Genomic DNA, 20981 nt, shown 5'->3' with positions numbered 1-20981 from the left:
TTAAATATTTATTTCGCGTTTGATCGCTTCAATTAGTTTTTTTATTTGGTCTTCTGTTGTTGATTTGTCAATTGATATCCTGATGCAATTACTGCATTCTGCATCTGTGAATGCCATTGCTTTTAATACATGGGAACTTTCAATAATTTGTGACGTACATGCTGAACCATTACTTAATGCGAAATTTGAAGCCTTGGAAATAAATATATCCGAATTTAAATCAGGTATTAAAACATCAATAATATTGGAAATCTTATTCTCGCCATTTCCAATTATAATTAATCCTTTTATTTTTCCTAACTCTTCTCTTAAATATTTACTCGTAAGTTCAAGAATCAAAGAATTAGCTTTTAATTCATTACAAGCGATTTCACATGCTTTTCCTAGCCCTACTATAAAAGGAGTATTATATGTTCCTCCTCTTAAACCATTTTCTTGTCCTCCGCCGTGTAACAAAGGAGTTAATTCTATTCCTCTTCTTTTATATAAGACTCCAACTCCCTTAGGTCCATTTAATTTATGCCCACTAAGACATAACATATCAATATTATCTTTTTCAACATCAACGATTATTTTACCTACGGCTTGTGTACCATCACAGAAAAATCTAATATTATTTTCTTTAGCGATTGAACCTATTTCACTAATGGGCTGAATAACTCCCGTTTCATTATTAACATACATTATGCAAATTAAAAATGTATCCTTTCTAATAGCCTTATTAAAATCATCAATAGAAATTAATCCTCGGTGATCTACATCCAAATAAGAAACTTCTAATCCTTTTGTTTCTAAATACTCACAGGTTGAAAGAACAGCTTTATGTTCTGTCTTCACAGTTATGATATGATTTCCTTTATCAAAATTAGATTCCACATAGCCTTTCAAAGCTAAATTTATAGATTCTGTAGATCCCGATGTAAATATTATTTCATCATCGTGTGAGTTTATCAATCGTGCAACTTTGGTTCTTGCGTTTTCTATTGAATTTTTAATTTTTTTTCCAAACTCATGATTGCTAGAGGCATTGCCGAAAAAATCAGTTAAATATGGAGACATTGCTTCAAGAACCCTTGAATCAATTTTGGTTGTACTGGCGTTATCAAAATAGTTAACTAACATTAATAGCTTTTTATATACAATAATACGAAAAAGCAACGGAAAGAAAATATGGAAAACCGTAAAGGCGAAAAATATAATAGATAGATATAGAATTAGAACATTGTTTACTGAATTCTTTAACAAATTAATTATAAAAATAAAACGAATATAATCATAGTTAATAATATGATATTCGTTACTAACTTCAAAGACATTCTTTCACATCGTAATTTGTATTTCAATAAAAGTCCATTAAGAAGTTAACTTAAAGCTTTCACTCGAAACGGACTAAAAGGGCAGCTAAGATAGTGACTTAAGCATGCCCCGTGCGCATAATGGCTGCGCTTCCCTTGCCACCCTTCGGGACTTATAGCACGTGCACATCCTTAAGCCACTTACATCTTGCTTTCTTTTTTCCCGTTTTTTCGTTTTGAAAACAATTTTTGTGGGAGCAGGATTAGAGAAAGTAAATAATAGTAATCCTTAAAATTAAAATTATGGAAATCACAGGACGATTAACAGCAGATGCATCAGTTCAGCAAGCGAACAATGACAAACAAGTGGTCAATTTCAGTATTGCCATCAATGACAATTACAAACCTAAGGGCAGTACCGAAGTAAAGGAAGTAACAACCTATATCGATTGCTCCTATTGGTTAAATGCCAAAACAGCACAGTGGCTAAAAAAAGGAACACTCGTACAGCTGTTTGGGCGTATTGGTATGAGTGTATACAATAACAGCGAAGGTGTAGCGGTGGGCACTCTGACGTTTCACACCAACAATATTAAAATTTTGGTTTTTGCTAAGAAAGCAGAAATTAATACAGCTAATTCAGCAGTAAAGGAAAAGAAAGCAAAAAAAACAGCAGAAGTACCTTTTTAATAATAGCGTAATCACTTAAAATTTAACATCATGGCACACAATATAAATTATAACGAGAAGTCAGGAAAACATAGTTTTTTCAGTACTAAGGAAAAAGCATGGCACAATTTAGGGCAGATTATTACCGATTACCCGACAAGCGCCGAGGCAATTAAGCACGCTGGTTTGGATTATGAAGTAGAAAAACGCACGCTTTTTACGCCCAGTTCAGCAGAAATTATTTTCGATAATGAAATTATTCACAATAAAATAGAAGTACCAAATTACTACAGCACGGTACGAAACGATAACGATGCCGTACTGGGTGTGGTCGGAAAAGACTATCAAATCGTACAAAACAGGGATGCTTTTTCTTTTTTTGACAGCATCGTTGGCGGTGACGGTATTCTCTACGAAACCGCAGGAGCACTCGGAAAAGGGGAACGCATCTTTATAACAGCTAAACTGCCTGATTATATAAGGGTTGGCAATGATGATTTGATAGAGAAATACTTGTTCTTAACCACCTCGCACGACGGAAGCGGAAGCATAACCGCAGCATTCACGCCCATACGTATCGTATGTAACAATACCCTTAATGCCGCTATGAATAACAAGACCAATACCGTGCGTATTCGTCATACATCGAATGCTAAACAACGTTTGGAACAGGCACATAAAGTAATGGGGATATCCGATATGCTATCGGAACAAATGGAGAATATTTTTAACCATTGGACAAAAATCCGAATCACGGACAATGAAGTAAAAAAACTAATACAGTCTGCTCTTGTTCCCAATAAGGAAGTGCTGAAAACCATACAAGATGGTAAGGAAGAGGAACTTTCCACTTGCTTTACAAATATGGTGGATAATGCATTTGAATATGCCATGAGCAACCCGACACAACTGATGGACACCACCAAAGGAACTGTCTTTGGGGCATACAATTCGATTACAGGCTATTTTCAGAATGTGAGAAATTACAAAGACAATGAAGCCAAATTAACCTCCCTTTTGATGGGTGGCACAGGGCAGATTCGTACCCAATCCGCTTTTAATCTTTGTTTGGATTTTGCCACTAAAGGTTCGGATGCCTTAATTCTTAATTAGCTAATGGGACAGGCAGTTTCTGCCTGTCCTTTTAAATCCTGAGATCATGATACAAATAAAAGATAAAAACGGAGAAAACTTTGAGGTTACCAATTTAACCCTAGCGATAAAGCAGGCAGATTATTTCAGAAATTTTGCCCACAGCGACAAACTCTTTGAAAAGTTTGATGAAAAACGGCAAGCCTATTGGCAAGACCTATACGAAAAATTAATAGCAATTAGTGATTTAGATGTAGAACAAACTAAGGAGTAAAGCGATGGAAACCAATTTTTTTAAATCAATCCATGCCTTGCAAGTAGCAGGGAATTGGAAAATAAACATAGCCAAAGAAGAGGCAGACAAACTCATTGTATCTGTATTGTTTTTTAACGATACCATTGGCGATGATGCCCGTAAAAAAGTACCGCCTATTTTACTAAAGGGTACAGCAGAGGAACTTGACAGCGGATTTTTTCGGGCAATTAGAGAGCCTGTACAAGATACCGCACAGCTTTTTGCCAATATGGAGCACTTCCTTAAAGAAAAAGAACAGGCAAAAGTGAGTTCCCAAATGGAAAAAGACAACGTTCTGAAAAGGGATAAGGAAAAAACCGAATTGCAGAAACAGTACGAATCAGCCATGAAAAAAGCAGACGAACTCGAAACAGCAGGTAAATTTAAGGAAGCATGGATGAAAGTGCCACAGGCTGACCTGTATCCTGAATATAAGGACATCATTCAATCCCGCAAAGCGGAACTTTCAGATAAGTTCCCTGTTGACCTTTTCAATGACCCTAATACTTCAGCACCATGTTAGTAGCCACAACCCTAGAGCGCATCTTTATCTTCAGGGATAAAGAGCAGGAGATTTGCCTTGCAGACCCATCGCCCTCATTCAGTCCAGAAGCGGTATTGAACTTTTATGCGCAGACCTATCCGATTTTAACCACGGCATCGATAGAAGGACCAAGTATAAACGACGATGCGGTGCAGTACAAATTTGTATCACAAATCGGCACAAAAGGATAAACCATGAAAACGAAAAGTAGAACAGGCAGTATTAAACTGCCTAAAAACAAAAAGCTATGCAGACTATACAGACAGTTAGGGCAATTCGCAGAAAACACAAACAGGCTTCTCAATGCCCAGGAAGTAAAAAAGAACCCGAACAGTTCCGCTCCACTCGAACTCCTGCCGATGGTTTTCTAAGACATTACTTTCTGCCATTGTTCCAAAAAGGCAAAAAGTTACCCGACCAATTGCAGGTGGAAAATGATTTTTTTAATTCTCTTGCTATCCTGACAAAGCTGTACAGTTTTGAAACAATTGAGGTGACAAACAAATTCTATCCGTATAATATACTCTTGGTATACGCAGACATTCAGAAACAGTTTAGTCAATCGGTACAGGATATTGAACTCAAAATAATACAGGATGATGATGGTACGGTAAAACTGGCAACCCAACATTGCTATAACACGGACAATACATTGTATTATATTCCTGTACTACCCCTGTACAAACTATTAAAAAACAGCAAACACAAACAAACCGCAGAATTACTGCTGTCTGTTTTTGCTTATCTCTACCATATCGCAGGGATTCCGTATTACAGGGAAGACAGCAGTTATCTGTATTATCACTATGAATGTATGGAAGAATGGATTTTAGAAGATTTACAGGATGAAGAGTCCGAAGGAGGTAACAGCATGGTTTCAGAATTGAACAAGGCTGTTTATTATGGGGAAATAATGCTGCGTAAAATATACAATCCCTATCATTTGAACTGCTTTAAAAAACGTGTAGACAACTATAAACCAAGTAGCCCTTTTGAAAAGGACTGTCTAAACGTTGGCAAACAAGCATTTGAACTATTACGACGATATCCAAGCGATACTATTTTCAGAAATACGTCCAATGAGGTGTTTGAAAGTGAAGAAGGAATTATAAGAGCGGAGCAGTACATTTCTTTTATAGCAGACACCGATGGAATACTGTATAAAAATATACAGCGGGTAATCAATGATGAATTTAACGAGTGCTCCGAAATAGAAGAGCCGACACTCCTGCAAATCTATGATTCTCAAAATGAGTTAACACATAAAGCGCTCGATTTCGAGTGCAGGCTGTTTCCTCTTTTAAATGATTTATGCACCCTTCTAAATAATATGCCATGAAAGATATAACCCAAACAATTGGAACATTATACAATCCTGTAAAAGCCTTTGTGGTCTATCAGAAAGACACTGCTGAAAAATCCATTTATTTGGAAGCCTATGATATGGATAAAAAAGGCTGTCCCATTAACGCCCATCCTTTAAGCCTCAGGGAAAGCACACAGCTTGCAGGTGCCTTAGACACTTCGGAAGAACTTACACGTAAATTCTTAAAACCATCGGGACTGCTTCCCAAAAAGGTGCTGTATCTAAATCCGGAGCAAAGTGGTTTTGCCATTTGGTACACACCTGCACAAAAAGTCGATTTATTTTTCGCGGAGGGTTTAGGCATTGAAAACGGCAAAGCCTTCGTACCACCCCTATTATGGAAAGCTTCCAAAAATACCCTTTACATTTATGCAATAGACACCGAAGTGGAAATAAACGAACAGACTGCCCTGTATCATGCACCGTTTTTTAATTTATACAGCGATGGCAAAGTCTGCATGGGTACTGTAAAAGTTGATATAAAGGCAGATTGTCATTTGGAAAATTTCATGCAATCGTGGGAACAGTACTTTTTTAACAGTTATTTCAGCCACTTGATTATAGAGAAAAGTCCAGTTAAGACTAACATAGTCCAATTGTGGCAGAACCTTGTAAATACAAGAAAATGTTTCCCTCTGAAATCCTTGCTTAAAAATGGTTTAACAATTAGAAATCTACTATCATGAACTCACTCAACCCCATGCATTATACAGCCAATTACCTGATAAACCCAACCAATCCGATAACGGTAAACCTCATCGGCGCAGGAGGAACAGGAAGCAGGATGCTGACAGAACTCGCAAGAATGAACCACAGCCTTATCGCTTTGGGTCACGCTGGATTGCAGGTCAATTTATTTGATGATGATGTAGTCAATAATGCCAATCAGGGACGACAGCTTTTTGCAGAGGCTGAGCTAGGACTTCCCAAAGCCGTTGCACTTATTAATCGTACCAATCGTTTTTTCGGAACTTCCTGGAAAGCCGTAACCGAGCAATTCTCAACAGCTAATCTGAAATCCCTTCCCAATCGTGGCAGGGCAAACCTTTATATCAGCTGTGTGGATACCGCAAGGGCACGTTTTGATATTGCAGATTTCCTGCTAAATTGTAATGAGAACAGCGATTTTGAGCGTACCAAATCCCTCTATTGGCTTGACCTTGGCAACGCTCAAAATACGGGACAGGCAATACTTTCGACAATCAGCGAAATCCCACAGCCTGATTCAAAACTATACACGACTGTACCGAATCTTCCAATGGTAACCGATGAATTTAAGGAATTACTGCAAGCGCAGAGCGATACGAGTGAGCCGAGCTGTTCCCTTGCCGAGGCACTTGAAAAACAGGACTTGTTTATAAATGCCACACTTGCCAGTATGGGAGCATCGCTTTTATGGAAGCTGTTCCGTGAAGGCATGACCGCCCAAAGGGGATTTTTTCTGAATTTGGGAAGTTTTAAATCAGAACCCATAATGGTGGGCTGATGCCCGCCGCCCCGCAATTGGGCTTCCTCTGGTCGGGCAATTGCGGGGCGCTTTAAAACGGAACAACATCTCATTAGCTATATTGCTCATTACGCAATCGCAATATAGCTAATGATGTTTGTGTGTTTATTATTTTTATTTTCAGACATCTTTATTAATCGACAAACACGTCTATAGGCTTTAGATAGATGTTAGTTTCGTATCAGCGGTTTAAATTACCTTTTGTCGATTTTTTAAAGATAAAAATCAGAAATTAATACATATATTCGCAAAAATTTTTGTGAATGAAAGTACTATTACACTTATTAATATTTTGTTCTTTTTGTAACGCTGCTCATGCACAAAATGAGACTAATATCACCTACGGATTAAAACTCGGAGGGATTTATTCTAAAATCAGTAATTTACCCGAAAGTATTAAAGGAAGAGATAACACTTTTGATAATAGTGTTATGGAAAGTAAAGGTGGCTACGGAATCGAAGGTGGTTTCTTTTTAAACTGTAAACTTTACGATACCCGTGTTGCCATTCAACCGGAACTTTTATTCAGACAGTCTTCTCAAACTGTCAATTACCACGATACTACAGGCAAGGAATTTGAATTAGGATTAAATTATTCCTATTTGCAGATTGGAGCTTTATATAAAGTATATCCCTACGAAGGTTTAAATTTAGGATTTGGTGCTTTCTACGGCATCAGTTTATCTCCTAACAATATTACTTATAAATCTAACGAAGCTGGCGGAATGTACGATGTTGCCACCAGACAGTTCTATCAGGATGGTCTTGACGGCGCAGACGATTTCTCATTGTGCTTTGCATTGGGTTACGAATTGCACGAAAGTATTCACTTCGATTTACGCTATTATTTAGGGGTAAAAGATGTGGTAAAAAGTAATGCATCTTCTTTTCAGTTTATCGAAAATCAAAACAAAAGCGGAGTATTTAGTTTTTCTTTAGGCTACAGTTTTCATCAATGGTAATTTTAATAAAAAACATGAAAAAAATTATTTTGCTACTACTATTAGTGAGCACAAAATCCCTATTTGCACAAGGTGACAGAGAAATTACCTATGGCCTTTTCGGTGGTGGTATTTATTCAAAAATGTCAAATCTTCCGGATGTTATAGTTCCAAAAGGAATTTATGAAGGATATACTTTAAAAGAAGAAGGCAAATTTGGAGGAACAGGCGGTGTTTTTATAAACTGGAAATATCCTTATGCCAAAGTAAGTATTCAGACCGAAATATCCTATTCGGGACAAAGTACAGATTTGAATTATGAAGATATCAAAGGATTAAAGTACAAAATGACTTTTGGATACAGTTATATCAATGTCGGTGCACAATTTAAATACTATCCTGTTGAAGGGCTGTATGTGGGTTTTGGACCATACGTTAGTTTTAATATTGCGAGCGATAATATAAAATACACTTCTAATGCCCAGGAGATATTTGCTGATTCAGGCACTTATTTTGAACCGGATGCCAATGTGCAAAAAGTACTGAAAGAATCCCTTACCGGTAAAAATTATTTCTCTGGAATATTCTCTTTGGGTTATGAATTTAATTCGAATCTTTCTGTAGGAGCCCGCTATACTTTAGGTCTTACAGATGCTTTAACAACGGAAGAAAACGGGCATCGTTACAGCGAAAATAAAAACAAAATCAATAGTATTTCATTAATTATTGGTTACTCATTTGACTTTGATGATCTGGCCAATTTCTAGGAGTCGATTTCATTTTAAAACATAGAGAATTATGTATAGAAAGATTTTTTCATCATTGGTTTTTATAAGTTTATCGGCAAGTAACCTGGTTTTTTCACAGCAAAAGGTAGTGCCCGGAGCAGTCGAAGACCCATCTTTTTGGATTAAAACCCGAAACAACGCAGATGCCTATTACTGGGAAAGCCTTACTAAAAAGGAAGGGAAAATATCCCAAAAAAAACAGTCTGGAGCTGCTTTTAATTTTAACCCAAGTATTGTATTTGATACGGCTCAGGATTCCCTGATTCTGCCTTTGGGCATAGAAAGTAAAAGACGTCAGACCTTATTTATGGTTTACAAAGTAAAAGACAGTTTGAAAGAGCAATTTTTATGGACGATAAACGATCCTCAAAAAACACTTTCAGTTGCGACCAATAAGCGTTTGGTGGATCTAAAAAAGTACTCCTATCAATCCTATCAGGAAAAAATAAAACCTCATAAAGCTAACATTCATTTTTTTCAACAGAATGTAACGGATAGTGTTGCAAAGTTATCGTCATTAACGATTGGGCAAAAGTCTAAACATGAGAAATTACCACCCGAAGAGTTTAAAGGAAACATTAGCGAAATTCTGGTGTACAACAGGGTATTATCTGGTAAAGAAACCCAAAAAGTAGCCAGTTACCTCGGAATTAAATATGGTATTTCGCTCTCACAATTTGAGAGTAAAAACTACCTCAACAGTCAGGGAGAAACTATATGGGATATCGACCATCATAAGAATTTTGATTCATCTATAACCGGAGTTGGAAGAGACGATGCAAGCGGTTTGCTGCAGCTAAAGAGCAGCAACATGATCGAAGAAGGGCTTTTGACAATAGAACTTAAAAGTAAATCGGGTACAATACCCAATAACTACTTTGCTTTTTGGAGTGATAACGGAAAAAATCTCTTAGTCAAAAAACAGGAACAGGGAGAACCAATCGGTATTGCAAGACAATGGCAATTGGATTTTACAAATCCAGCAGATCTTAGTCTTGACTGGGCTTTTAACCCTGCTTTTATAAAAGGCACTTTACCAAAAGATACCTATTACTGGTTGTTACTTGATTATTCAGGAAAAGGAACTTACGATGAAAAAGATTCGGAATATATTCGTTTGGCAAGCACGTCAAGTACAGAAAAATTAGTTCTAAACGATTTTAACTGGGACAAACAAAAATCAGGTAAAACCAAATTTACACTAAAAGTTGCACCTGAAATGTTCAGCAGAGTCTGGATAACGGAAGCCACTTGTGGCGTATCAGGGTCCGGGCAGTTAAATTATAGTATTGAAGGTGGCGAAGCTCCTTTTACCGTTACCGTTAAAAAAGACGGAAGCGATGTGGTTGTAAAACAATGGAATCAGGCTGCAAAAAGTACTACAGGATTACAGCTTTCCTCCGGAACTTATGATTATATCGTCCGCGACGCAAAAGGAAATCTATATTCCGAAACCGTTTTTGTGGCTGATAAACAAGGGACATTTCCAAATTTAAAATCAGATTATTTATTGACGGGGGGAAATGCCATAACACTTGATGCAAGTGCAGGTTTGCCAGTAGGAAATTATGAATATCAATGGTTTTATGAAGGCGATTTTATAGACAATAACCCTAAAATTCTAGTCGATCAGCCGGGTAATTACGAACTACGATTGGTAAATGGTCAGGAATGTAAAACTGCTACCAAGATTGCCATCGCTACGGATGGAAAAGAAATTACCGATTCGAGTGTAATTATTTTATATCCTAATCCAACTACAGACGGTCATTTTTCTGTAGCTATGCAATTTCCACACAAGACTAATGCAACCATAACAGTATATTCTCCTACAGGTGCGCTTGTAAAACAAAAACAGCTGACGCAAATAGAAACTTATTTATATGATGATACGATCAATAGTTCATCGGGAATGTATCTGGTGTCTGTTAGTTCAGAATTTGGTACAAAAACTTTTAAAGTTATTGTGAAATAATTTAAACATAAACGATTTCCCCATATCGATTAACCTGCTTTATGAAAAATAAAATTATAATACTGGTGTTTTTAATAGGTACATTTTTGTTCGCCGCAAATTTTGGACCGTACAAAATAGCTTCTTTATTCACTGAAAGTACTTCTGAAAAAGAATCAGATGTTGCAGAAACAGATTTGATTAGTATTGTTAAAAACGAAACTAAAAACACAAAGTCATTTAGCGCTGATATTCCGGAGGGAATCATTGGCGTTGCCGATGCTTCAGATGTGGATGATGCTTATGATAACGTTTTTCATCTTAAAGTAGATGCTTTACCTGAAAATGGAGAAAGCGCTTATTTAGAATACGAATTATACGGATACGATCAGGCGGCTTCGATTTCAAGAAGTTTAAACAATCAGCCAAGTATTGGAGGGCAGTTTTTATCCCAAAATAAAAACTGGACAAAACAATCAGAACTGCTTTCTGAAAAGTCTTTGAGAGCTGGTGATAACGTCTTGTTGTTTACCGCTCTAGAAGGAAATTCAAATTCCTATAAAATTAAAAATGTTCGTATTGTTTATAAATCGTCACTTGCTTCGACTGATTTTACATTATTGAAATCAGCAAATAAACTATATATCAAAGGAACTAATTTTCCTTCTCAGATAAAAAAATTGAGTATCTGCGGAATTGCTATTGATGTAAGCCAGCCTGAATTTGAATTGGTTTTAGATGCCAAAGAGACCGGAAATTCTATTGTTGTGACTAAAGAAACTTCAACTGGATTGATCACTAATGAAAAATTAGATTTAAAGCATTTTACACAAGTAGACACTTTCAGACCGATAGAAAATGCAAAAGAAAGAATTTTCAAAACCATTAATTTTGAGACTGAAAACAAATTAGCATACAAAGATTTTCAAGCCGTTTTTCCGGCTGGAGCCTTAAAAAGTAATATCTCAGTTACAGTAAGTGGACTCCGAAAAATAGACATTGCACCGCTTAATTCAGCAATGGTTAATGTTACCGGAAAAAATGCAGGTTTCCGATTATTGCCGCACGGAACTATTTTCGAGAAAGCAGTAACATTATCATTACCATACGACAAAAAAACAATTCCCGAAGGCTACACCGAAAAAGATATCAATGTATTTTATTTTGATGAAAATAAAAGATTATGGCAGGAAGTAACCAAAGATTCATTGGACATCAAACAAGGAATCATTAAAGCGAAAACGACTCACTTTACTGATTTTATTGCCGGGATTATTAAGATGCCGGAATCTCCTGAAACTTCCGGTTATACGCCAACAAGTATAAAAGATCTAAAAGCCGCAAGTCCTTTGGTTGGAATTCAGTCTATTGCACCACCTTCGGCAAACGTAAGAGGAACAGCCAGCACCGGATTTTCAATCGTAATACCTGCCGGAAGAGGCGGCATGCAACCTTCACTGAATTTACAATATGACAGCGATGGCGGGCACAGCTGGGCTGGTATGGGCTGGGATATTTCGGCTCCTGCAGTAAGTATTGATACCCGTTGGGGAGCGCCTCGTTATGATGCAGCAAATGAAACTGAAACTTATTCTATTTCAGGCGAACAGCTTATTCCGAATTCGCACAGAGCGGCTTGGACTTCGAGAACCACTGATAAACAATTTTACCCAAGACGCGAAGGTGCTTTTCAGCAGATTATCCGTAAAGGATCATCTCCTAAAAATTATTATTGGGTCGTAAGGGATAAAAGCGGTGTTGCCAGTTATTACGGAGGAACTGCTTCAGGTCTTGCATCGAATGGAATTTTACAGGATGGATCTGGAAATATCGGACATTGGGCGTTATGTCTTCAGGTCGATTTAAAAGGAAATACCGTCGAATATGAATACGATAAGAAAGACGGGGAACTCTATCTTAAAAAAGTCTATTACACCGGTTTTGGTTCTCAAAAAGGAAACTACAATGTTACTTTTGTAAAAAATAGTGATTTAGGTGAAGCAAACCGTCCTGATGTTCAGGTTTCTGCCCGATTAGGTTTCAGACAATTGAACAATCAGTTATTACGAAAAATCGAGGTTCGCTACAAAGATGATATGGTGCGCAGTTACGAACTGAATTACAAAGAAGGTGCCTTTAAGAAAACCTTATTGAAGTCGGTTTCAGAATATGACTCAGAATCCAAATTATTCTATACCAATACAATGGATTATTTTGATGATGTTCGTGATGCTTCCGGAAAATATAATCCGTTTGGACCTGAACAAAATTGGACTGTGCCGGATGACCATTTAAAGAATAATATTTTACCGAATATAGATCTTTCGGGTAAGCATACACTGGGTAATAGTTCTAACGGTAAATCTGGGGGAATTAATTACAGGATTGGAGTTGGATTGTCAACTGATTCCGGAAATTTCAAGCAAAATACGGTAGGTGCCCATGGTGGAAACAGCTGGGGGTCATCTGAAACTATTGTTACTTTAGAAGATTTAGATGGCGATCAGCTACCAGATAAAGTCTTTAGGAAAGGAGATAATGTTTATTACAGAAAAAACCTTTCTAATCAGGGTTCAAATTCGTTTGGAGAGATTCAGGAAATATCATTAAATACTATAGGAAATTCATCCAGCAAGACTTTCAACTGGGGAGTAGATTTAACGATAGGATACTCAAAAGTCAGCGCCAATGTTGGTTTTGATAAACAATATTCGAAGAGCAACACCAAAAGTTATTTCATGGACTTTAATGGGGATGGATTGGTAGATTTTGCCAATAACGGACAGGTATATTACAACCGATTAGTTAGTGGGGTACCTACTTTTAAGCCAGGAAGTGCAGAAACGCCTTCACCGGTTTCAGGTGATGGGAAACTTACTTTAAGTTTTCCGACCCCCGCAATGACTTTTGAAGAAATGCAGGTAAAAAACCCGCTGCATGACGTGGTGCGTATGTGGGAAGTGCCTGTAACCGGGCAGATTCAGGTATCGCATACTTATGAATTACAAAAAGATTTATCAAAAGAAAGAGCAGAATATCTGACCAATGACGGAAAAGATAAAGCTGATGGTGTGCAGTTGTTTTTCCAGAAAGGAAATGGTTTGGTATGGAAACAGGCCATCGCCGCAGATGATTATATCAGTAAATCAAAAGAAGATTTAATAACGGTAACAAAAGGGGAAAAACTATTTTTCAGGGTAAGTTCCCTTATGGATGGAAGTTTTGACCAGGTTCTCTGGAGTCCGAAAATAGCTTATATAACCATAAATGATAATACAGGAAGTCTGGTTCCGATACCGGATAATGCCGTAGATGCCAACTTATATTCACTGAAAAATTATGATGCTGAAAAAGACTTTTTAAGCAGTACAAATTCTGGTTTATTGGTTTCTAACGGCAGCATCACATTTGCTGGGAATTTTGTAAAACCCATTACATCAGATCATATTACCCTTAAGATTTTCAGAAAAGATCTGGATGCAGGAGCAGTTGAAACCGTGCTTTATCAGAAACAGTTTAATGCAAATGAAGCCGCTTCTTTTGACCTAAGCAGTATTGGAGTTGTAAATAACAGTACTACGTCGCAGATTCGTTTTGTTTTAGAGAGCCAGACCAATATTAACTGGAACACGATTTCTTTTAATCCTTCGATAAACATGCCTGCAGTAGCACCTGCATCATCAGAGAATAAAAAAATAGATGTGTTTTTACAGCGTTATAAAAAACGAAAAGGAGATTATCTTATAGAAAAGAAATCTTCTGCTATTGACGGAGTTTTAGCCCTTAATTTAGCCCTTACCGATCTTAATCTGCTTCCGGCGGGATTTAATAATCTCAGATTTAAATTAAACGGTGCTGTTATCATTACTGCAAAACAAAACAATCAATTAGTAGCCCGAAAACGCTACAAAATGGTTAATGCTGTTTTGACAGAAGATTTAAGTGTTATAGAGCCGGCAACTTTATTTACTGCAGTAATACAAGACCAGCCTATTGATTTAGAAATCAGTATTCCTGCTTTAGAAAGTAATGAGGTAACACAGCAGTGTGTGGCTCTTTTTCAAATGCCGATTTATTTAACTGTAAAAAATGATACCCCGGGTTTATGGACAGCAGATACCAACAAATATGCTGTTTATTCTAATTTTTATACAGAAGAATTGCAGCTGGGATTAGGACATAGAGAATGGGGAGGATTTGTAATCAATAATACAGGGACTTTTGCTTCTGATCTAGTAGCGGTTTCTCAATTAAAAACATCCGATACATACAACGCAGAACCCAACTTAGATCCGGACAACCAATCAGAAACAGAACAGCAAGGCTATGATATTGCGAAAGTTTACTTTGTAAGCATGCAGAGTACCTATAGTAAAAAGAATATGATTGGTCTGGAAGAAACTACTTTTATAGACAGTCGATTTATGGGAACTTCCCGTCTTGGCGAAGATGATATTGTGTCTTATTTTGATGCAAGTCTCCCAAGTCTCGATGGCGGTGGTACTATGGCACTGAACATCTTAAGTGAAAACGAAAGCACCAGTTATTCAGCCGGACTAAAAGTGGGGCCGCTTGGACCAGGAGGAAGTAAAGGAGAAGGAAAAAGTTACGTTACCCAAACCATGGCAGATTTTAACGGTGACCGTTTTCCGGATTATGTGCGTGGAAAAGAAGTGCAGTTTACTTCTCCAACAGGAGGTATCAGCAGTAAAACAACTGAAATTTATAATTACAGCCATGGAGAGAGTAAATCAGACGGAATTAGTTCTGATGGAAGTTATTCTCATGCCTTTACCAAAACCGTTCAAAAAAGTATACCTATTACAGATAGTAACGGCTGCATTACAAATGAAATTGTGTCAGAAAAAGAGGCAACAGGTATCTCTGCAACCATGTCACTATCTGGTAATTTAGGAAAGAACGAAGATGAATCGCAGTACATGCATATTGATATCAATGGAGACGGGCTTGCTGACAGAATCAAGAAAACAGGTGAAGTAGCTTTAAACTCAGGTTACGGATTTTTACCGGAAGAAAAATGGAATTTTGAAGGGCTTGCAACTGGAGCTTCAGAAAGCTGGGCAATTAGTCCTTCAAGTGGCATGTCTTATAAAGGAGGATCTTTTACCGGTGGATTCAATTATGGGAAAGGAACAGATAATTCCAATACTTTAATGTTGGATGTTAACTCAGACGGACTGGTTGATAAAGTGGAGTATACCAGTGGGAAGATGATGGTGGCACTCAATATGGGAGATAGTTTTATGACTCCTATTGCTTATCCTAAATTCTCAAGGATGAACGAAAACAACAGTACCAATTATGGTATGAATGTAGGTTTTAGTTATGATATTCCTATTTTCCTAATTAGGATTACCCCTAGTCTTGGAGGCTCAACAGGATTTAGTACCAATCGTACCGAAGCTACTTTTAATGACATGGATGGAGACGGAAATTGGGATTATGTGCTTTCTGATGATGAAGATCATTTGGTTGTTCGTCTCTCGAACATCAAACGAACCAATAAACTAAAAGGTGTAACCAATGCAGCAGGAAACAGTTATGTTGTAGATTATGAGCTACTGAAACCAAGTTACGAAAACCCTTCAGCTAAATGGGTCTTGCAGTCTATCGATGTTTTTGACGGACATGTAGGTGACGGAATTGATCATTCGAAAGCAAAATTCAGATACGAAGACGGGTATCAGGATCGCCGTGAAAGGGAGTTTTATGGATTCGGAAAAGTAATTCAGGAACAAATTGATGCTGCAGATGATTTGGTTTTCTCAACAACTGTGCAGGAGTTTTATAATCAGGATTATTTCCGAAAAAATCTGTTAAAGTATAGTTATATACTGGATAAAAACAACAAAATGCGTCAGGAGTCTGAAAACGAATATAGTTTTGTTGATGTAGCAACGCAGGCAAGTGTTCCGGTATCAGACCTGAATTTACCTTCGTGCGATGACAAACGTATTTTTATAGGGCTGGTACACGCCAATCAAAAAATGTATGAAGGTGGTAGTGAGTATTTGGAAACCAATACCTATAACAAATATGACGCCAACGGAAATATTATACAGTACATCGATTTAGGTAATGGAACTGCTGATGACAAAGTAACCGCGAAAATAAGCTATTACGAAAGTACAACTCCTTATTATGGCGGGATTCCGAAACAATTAGAATTATCTACAACTGAAGGACTTCGCCGCAAAAGGGCTACAACAATCAACACCAAGACAGCCGAAGTTACCCAAATAAAAAATTACGCTGCTGCGGATAAAATTGCCATTACTGATATAGAATATGATACTTACGGCAACCTGCAAAAAATAACAGGTCCTGAGAATCATAAAAAACAGCGCCTGACTTTGGAGTATGTTTATGATGCAGACAATCATCAGTTCCTGACCGAGATAAAAGATGCTTTTGGGTACCAGAATAAAATGGAATACGATTATCGTTTTGAGTCGGTACTCACAACCACAGACCGCAATGATCAAAGCACTATTTATACTTTGGATGCTAAAGGACGCCCTGCAACGATAAAAGCACCTTACGAGATTGTGTCAGGACAAGCCTATACTATTGCTTACGAATATTTCCCGGAAGCCAAAGTACCGTATGCCAAAACCAAAAATTACGATCCGGAATTGGATAAAGACATTGAGACTTTTACCTATACCGATGGGTTAGGAAGAGTCTTACAGGTCAAAAAAACAGCCAGTTTATTTACTCAGGCGGGAAGTCCCGATAAGGAAGCACAAATTGTATCAGGGAAAATTATTTATGACGGATTGGGAAGGCCAACAACCAGTTATTACCCAACGACCACAACAACAGTCGATAACAAGTTTAGCACAACAGTATCAACCGTAACCCCAACTAAAACAGAGTATGATGAAGTGGGTCGTGCCGTAAAAGTAACGCTGCCTGACGGAAGCACTAATACAATTGCTTTTACTTTAGAAAATTATGATGGCGTACAGACTTTGCATACCACACAAACTGATGCACTAAATAAAACAAGTGAAATTTATACAGATGCAACTGGTCAGAACTTAGCCAGTAAGCAAAATGATTTGCTGACCAAGTTTGAGACCAATGCATTGGGCGAGACCATAAAAGTGACTGATGCAATGGATCATATAACTAAAAGCAGTTATGATTGGCTAGGTCGACGTACCGAATTTACACATCCTGATGCTGGAACAACAACTATACAATATGATTTGGCAGGTAACTTAACCAGTCGAATTACGCAGGACATTAAAAATACGGTACCAAACGATGGTGCGATCCAATACGAATACAACTATAATCGATTAGAAAGCATAAAGTATCCGAAGAATCCACAAAATAATGTACAATACAATTATGGTAAGTCCGATGGAACAGCATCGCGCCGGGGTAGATTGTGGTTTGTACAGGATGCCAGTGGCGGACAGGAATTTTTCTATGGAAAATTAGGCGAGATTGAAAAAGAAATTCGCACCCTTCGCATTACCCCTACAGACATACAGACCTATATTTCGGAATTCAAATACGACACCTGGAACCGTATCCAGAAAATGACCTATCCTGATGGTGAGGTTGTTGAGTATACCTATAACCGCGCAGGAAACCTGCAAAGCATGCACGGTAAAAAAGAAAGCCATATTTATGATTATATCAAACAATTATCATACGATGAATTTGAGCAGCGCAAGTATTTAAAATACGGTAACGATACCGAAACCAATTACACATATGATGATGTAATGCGCAGGTTGCAGCAGCTGCAGGTAAAAAGCGGTACCAGACAAGTAATGAATAATGCGTATGGTTATGATTTGGTAGGTAATGTACTAAACATCAAAAACACCGCACCAGTTGTTAACAATACGTTAGGCGGAACTGCTTCGCATGAATACCAATACGATGATTTTTACAGGTTAAAATCTGCAAAAGCAACCTATCATGGCGAGTTTACCAAAGCAAGTTATGAGCTCAATATGAGCTATAACAAAATGCATAATATTACTAAGAAAGATCTAGTTCACACCGTAAACAATGAGCAGAAAGGCTATGTATTGGATTATAATTATGATAACGAACTGCATCCAAATGCGCCAAATAAAATTGTCGAAAGTGGGAAAACCGAGCCAAGAGAATACGTATACGACGGAAACGGAAACCCAACCAGTTATACTGAAGAAAAGAGTTTCAGAAAAATGACATGGGATGAAGAAAACCGTTTGTCAGGTATTAACGACAACGGAAGAATCCATCAATTTACCTATGATGCAGGAGGTGAACGCGTAATTAAAAGTTCAGGCGACTCTCAAAATGTAGCCATTAATGGGGCGACTGCAGCAACGATAGTACATACTGATGATTATACAGGATATGTGAGTCCATATTTTATAATAAGCAAAGGAAAATTCACCAAGCATTATTTTGAAGGGGCAGGACGAATTGTAAGCAAGCTAGGAAACGGATCATTTGCACAGCCATTGAAATTGACTGCCGGAGGAGTAAATTACGGTAAGCTTACCGCTGAACAGCAAAAAGCATTGGATAATTATGTTAAAACATTGGGTGTCCCACCAGGACCACCAACGCAGCAGGGTATCTATGCAACACCAGAATTTACAGGAGACCCATATCCAAGCGAAGTAGTCAAACCAGTTGAAGAAAACCAGGAACCACCGGAAGGCTGGCCTCGGAACCCAATTTTTAATGCACCAGGCGATGTTCCGGGACCACCGGTACAATTTGGTCCTCCTGTAGAACCTACAACCGTTAAGTCAGGTGAAGGTTTCACAGGAATTGGGTTGCCCGAAAACGATATTTTTTATTTTCATCCTGATCATTTGGGAAGTACTTCGTATATTACAACTAAAAACGGAAGCATAAGCCAGCATATCGAGTACGTGGCATTTGGAGAAATTTTGTTTGAAGAACATAGTTCTAGTTTTTCTTCACCGTATTTGTTTAATGGGAAGGAGTTGGACAGGGAGACGAATCTGAGTTATTACGGGGCTAGATATTTAGATATGAAAACTTCGCTTTGGTTGAGTTTGGATCCACTTGCAACATACAATCCTGTATTTGAAGAAGAATTTTATTTTGATGGTGATCATAATGGAGGAATTTATAATGGCAAAAATTTAAATGGATATGGCTATTGTTATCAGAATCCTATTTCGCTGATTGATCCTAACGGAAAACAGTGTTATTTTATGACCCCTCCAACGGAGAGAATAAGTGGCACTCAAGCTTCGATGTCAATAGATTTCGTTCCTGTTGTAGGAGATGCTAAAGGTTTAATCGAAGCAATTATTGGCTATGATTTTGCAGGAAATAAATTATCCGGCAATGATAGATTCTTGTCAGTATTACTTATGTCTGAACTGAAAGATGCTAAAAATACGATTAAAGTTATTAAGGAAGTTAGTAAGGTAGAGAGAGCATCAGTTAAAGTAGCTAACGAGGTAAAAAGACTGAATGCCGCAAGAAGTAAAGCGGTTAGGGATGCATGGAAACAAGAAAAAGCATTAATTGAAAGTGGTGCTGAAGGCACAAGAAATTGGACAAGAAAGGAATTAAAAGAATTAAAAGAAACTGGTAAAGTCAAGGGATATAAAGGTCACCATATAAATAATGTGAAGGATCATCCTAACATGGCAGGAGATCCCAACAATATTGAGTTTTTAACTCATTCAGAGCATTATATAAAGCATAATAACGGTAAATATAAGGAAAAAACTACCGGAGATTTAGTTAGTAGAAAAGTAGAGTAAGTATGAATTATTTTGAAGAAATAAAAAGTGAACTATTAAAGTTTAAAAATTTAGGGATTGAGAACTCCAAAGATGGGGCAATTTTAATTGGTAAAGCACCTCATAATGGTCCCGAAGGATGGTTAAATATTATTTATCCTGTTTTGTCAAAAGATGAATTAATTTCTTTAGAAAAAGAATTAAAAATGTTAATACCAGATGTGTATAGTGAGTTTTTAATGAATTTTAGTAACGGTCTAAATATTTTATCATCAACTTTTAGTTTGTATGGACTAAGAAGACAAATAAATAGATTAGAGGGCGGAAAAATAAGACAACCTTATTCAATTATAACTCCTAACCTTTATGAACGACCAGATAATTCCAACGACAATTTCTTTTTTATAGGAGGATATAACTGGGATGGTTCACATCTTTATATTGACAAAGAAACAGGTTTTATACATTGTTGCGAAAGATGGGATGCAACATCAAAAATTCAGTGGGAATCTCTAGAAGGAATGATTTTATCTGAGCTTAAACGTTTGTATTTATTGTTTGATAATAACGGTGTAGAGTTAGACGAAGATATAGAGACTACTCCATATAGTTAAACGGATCGAAATTTTCAGCTTGTGCTTATAGACATAATTTGCAAGTATTTACTAAAATGCCAGGAAATGGACAAGACGCACATCATATTTTTCCTAAGGCAAAAAAGTTTGCAGAATTTTTTGCAAAGGCAGGTATTGATGTTCATAAT

At 37.3% G+C, this 20981-nt stretch carries 14 protein-coding genes; 13 read left to right on the top strand and 1 reads right to left on the bottom strand.

Annotation, left to right across the window (positions count from 1 at the left end):
• Positions 1-1122, bottom strand: coding sequence for a cysteine desulfurase family protein (locus B0A67_RS13260; RefSeq protein ID WP_072959267.1), 1122 nt, complete (start codon positions 1120-1122; stop codon positions 1-3).
• Between the two features lie 476 nt (positions 1123-1598).
• Between B0A67_RS13260 and B0A67_RS13255 the strand changes: the two genes are divergently transcribed.
• From B0A67_RS13255 to B0A67_RS13195, 13 genes are all read left to right on the top strand, one after another.
• Positions 1599-1985, top strand: a complete 387-nt coding sequence (locus tag B0A67_RS13255) for a single-stranded DNA-binding protein (protein WP_072959263.1) — start codon at positions 1599-1601, stop codon at positions 1983-1985.
• Between the two features lie 30 nt (positions 1986-2015).
• The gene (locus B0A67_RS13250) at positions 2016-3077 is read left to right on the top strand and encodes a DUF932 domain-containing protein (RefSeq protein ID WP_072959259.1); all 1062 of its coding nucleotides are present in this window, start codon (positions 2016-2018) and stop codon (positions 3075-3077) included.
• 46 nt (positions 3078-3123) lie between these two features.
• Complete coding sequence (locus B0A67_RS13245; RefSeq protein ID WP_084074533.1) at positions 3124-3330, top strand: hypothetical protein; 207 nt, start codon at positions 3124-3126, stop codon at positions 3328-3330.
• A 4-nt stretch (positions 3331-3334) separates the two neighbouring features.
• Complete coding sequence (locus tag B0A67_RS13240; RefSeq protein WP_072959256.1) at positions 3335-3874, top strand: prtrc system protein e; 540 nt, start codon at positions 3335-3337, stop codon at positions 3872-3874.
• On the top strand, positions 3868-4086 hold the full coding sequence (locus B0A67_RS13235; protein ID WP_072959253.1) for a PRTRC system protein C: 219 nt from the start codon (positions 3868-3870) through the stop codon (positions 4084-4086). The genes B0A67_RS13240 and B0A67_RS13235 overlap by 7 nt, the downstream gene beginning before the upstream one ends.
• A 56-nt stretch (positions 4087-4142) precedes the next feature.
• Complete coding sequence (locus tag B0A67_RS13230; RefSeq protein ID WP_072959250.1) at positions 4143-5234, top strand: hypothetical protein; 1092 nt, start codon at positions 4143-4145, stop codon at positions 5232-5234.
• Positions 5231-5947, top strand: coding sequence for a PRTRC system protein B (locus B0A67_RS13225; protein WP_072959246.1), 717 nt, complete (start codon positions 5231-5233; stop codon positions 5945-5947). The genes B0A67_RS13230 and B0A67_RS13225 overlap by 4 nt, the downstream gene beginning before the upstream one ends.
• Entirely contained in the window at positions 5944-6747 is an 804-nt protein-coding gene (locus tag B0A67_RS13220) for a PRTRC system ThiF family protein (protein WP_072959243.1), read from the top strand. Before B0A67_RS13225 ends, B0A67_RS13220 begins: the two co-directional genes overlap by 4 nt.
• Positions 6748-7031: 284 nt before the next feature.
• A complete protein-coding gene (locus B0A67_RS13215) occupies positions 7032-7730 on the top strand; it encodes an outer membrane beta-barrel protein (RefSeq protein WP_072959240.1) in 699 nt (232 codons plus the stop codon).
• Positions 7731-7744: 14 nt separating this feature from the next.
• Complete coding sequence (locus tag B0A67_RS13210; RefSeq protein ID WP_072959368.1) at positions 7745-8476, top strand: outer membrane beta-barrel protein; 732 nt, start codon at positions 7745-7747, stop codon at positions 8474-8476.
• Between the two features lie 31 nt (positions 8477-8507).
• Positions 8508-10472, top strand: a complete 1965-nt coding sequence (locus tag B0A67_RS13205) for a T9SS type A sorting domain-containing protein (protein ID WP_072959237.1) — start codon at positions 8508-8510, stop codon at positions 10470-10472.
• 41 nt (positions 10473-10513) lie between these two features.
• The gene (locus B0A67_RS13200; protein ID WP_072959234.1) at positions 10514-20239 is read left to right on the top strand and encodes a SpvB/TcaC N-terminal domain-containing protein; all 9726 of its coding nucleotides are present in this window, start codon (positions 10514-10516) and stop codon (positions 20237-20239) included.
• A gap of 2 nt (positions 20240-20241) precedes the next feature.
• Positions 20242-20832: an SMI1/KNR4 family protein gene (locus B0A67_RS13195; protein WP_072959232.1), complete on the top strand. Its 591-nt coding sequence runs from the start codon at positions 20242-20244 to the stop codon at positions 20830-20832.
• Positions 20833-20981 lie beyond the last annotated feature (149 nt).

It is taken from the genome of Flavobacterium aquidurense (assembly GCF_002217195.1).
GTDB classification, from domain to species: Bacteria; Bacteroidota; Bacteroidia; order Flavobacteriales; family Flavobacteriaceae; genus Flavobacterium; species Flavobacterium frigidimaris.
The sequence above is the reverse complement of the archived record's forward strand: the minus strand, read 5'-3'. Positions and strand labels throughout refer to the sequence as shown.

What these genes read in the sequence shown, in the direction of transcription:
- B0A67_RS13260 (WP_072959267.1), bottom strand. Translation starts at nt 1,122, where the DNA reads ATGTTAGTTAACTATTTTGATAACGCCAGTACAACCAAAATTGATTCA.
- B0A67_RS13255 (WP_072959263.1), top strand. Translation starts at nt 1,599, where the DNA reads ATGGAAATCACAGGACGATTAACAGCAGATGCATCAGTTCAGCAAGCG.
- B0A67_RS13250 (WP_072959259.1), top strand. Translation starts at nt 2,016, where the DNA reads ATGGCACACAATATAAATTATAACGAGAAGTCAGGAAAACATAGTTTT.
- B0A67_RS13245 (WP_084074533.1), top strand. Translation starts at nt 3,124, where the DNA reads ATGATACAAATAAAAGATAAAAACGGAGAAAACTTTGAGGTTACCAAT.
- B0A67_RS13240 (WP_072959256.1), top strand. Translation starts at nt 3,335, where the DNA reads ATGGAAACCAATTTTTTTAAATCAATCCATGCCTTGCAAGTAGCAGGG.
- B0A67_RS13235 (WP_072959253.1), top strand. Translation starts at nt 3,868, where the DNA reads ATGTTAGTAGCCACAACCCTAGAGCGCATCTTTATCTTCAGGGATAAA.
- B0A67_RS13230 (WP_072959250.1), top strand. Translation starts at nt 4,143, where the DNA reads ATGCAGACTATACAGACAGTTAGGGCAATTCGCAGAAAACACAAACAG.
- B0A67_RS13225 (WP_072959246.1), top strand. Translation starts at nt 5,231, where the DNA reads ATGAAAGATATAACCCAAACAATTGGAACATTATACAATCCTGTAAAA.
- B0A67_RS13220 (WP_072959243.1), top strand. Translation starts at nt 5,944, where the DNA reads ATGAACTCACTCAACCCCATGCATTATACAGCCAATTACCTGATAAAC.
- B0A67_RS13215 (WP_072959240.1), top strand. Translation starts at nt 7,032, where the DNA reads ATGAAAGTACTATTACACTTATTAATATTTTGTTCTTTTTGTAACGCT.
- B0A67_RS13210 (WP_072959368.1), top strand. Translation starts at nt 7,745, where the DNA reads ATGAAAAAAATTATTTTGCTACTACTATTAGTGAGCACAAAATCCCTA.
- B0A67_RS13205 (WP_072959237.1), top strand. Translation starts at nt 8,508, where the DNA reads ATGTATAGAAAGATTTTTTCATCATTGGTTTTTATAAGTTTATCGGCA.
- B0A67_RS13200 (WP_072959234.1), top strand. Translation starts at nt 10,514, where the DNA reads ATGAAAAATAAAATTATAATACTGGTGTTTTTAATAGGTACATTTTTG.
- B0A67_RS13195 (WP_072959232.1), top strand. Translation starts at nt 20,242, where the DNA reads ATGAATTATTTTGAAGAAATAAAAAGTGAACTATTAAAGTTTAAAAAT.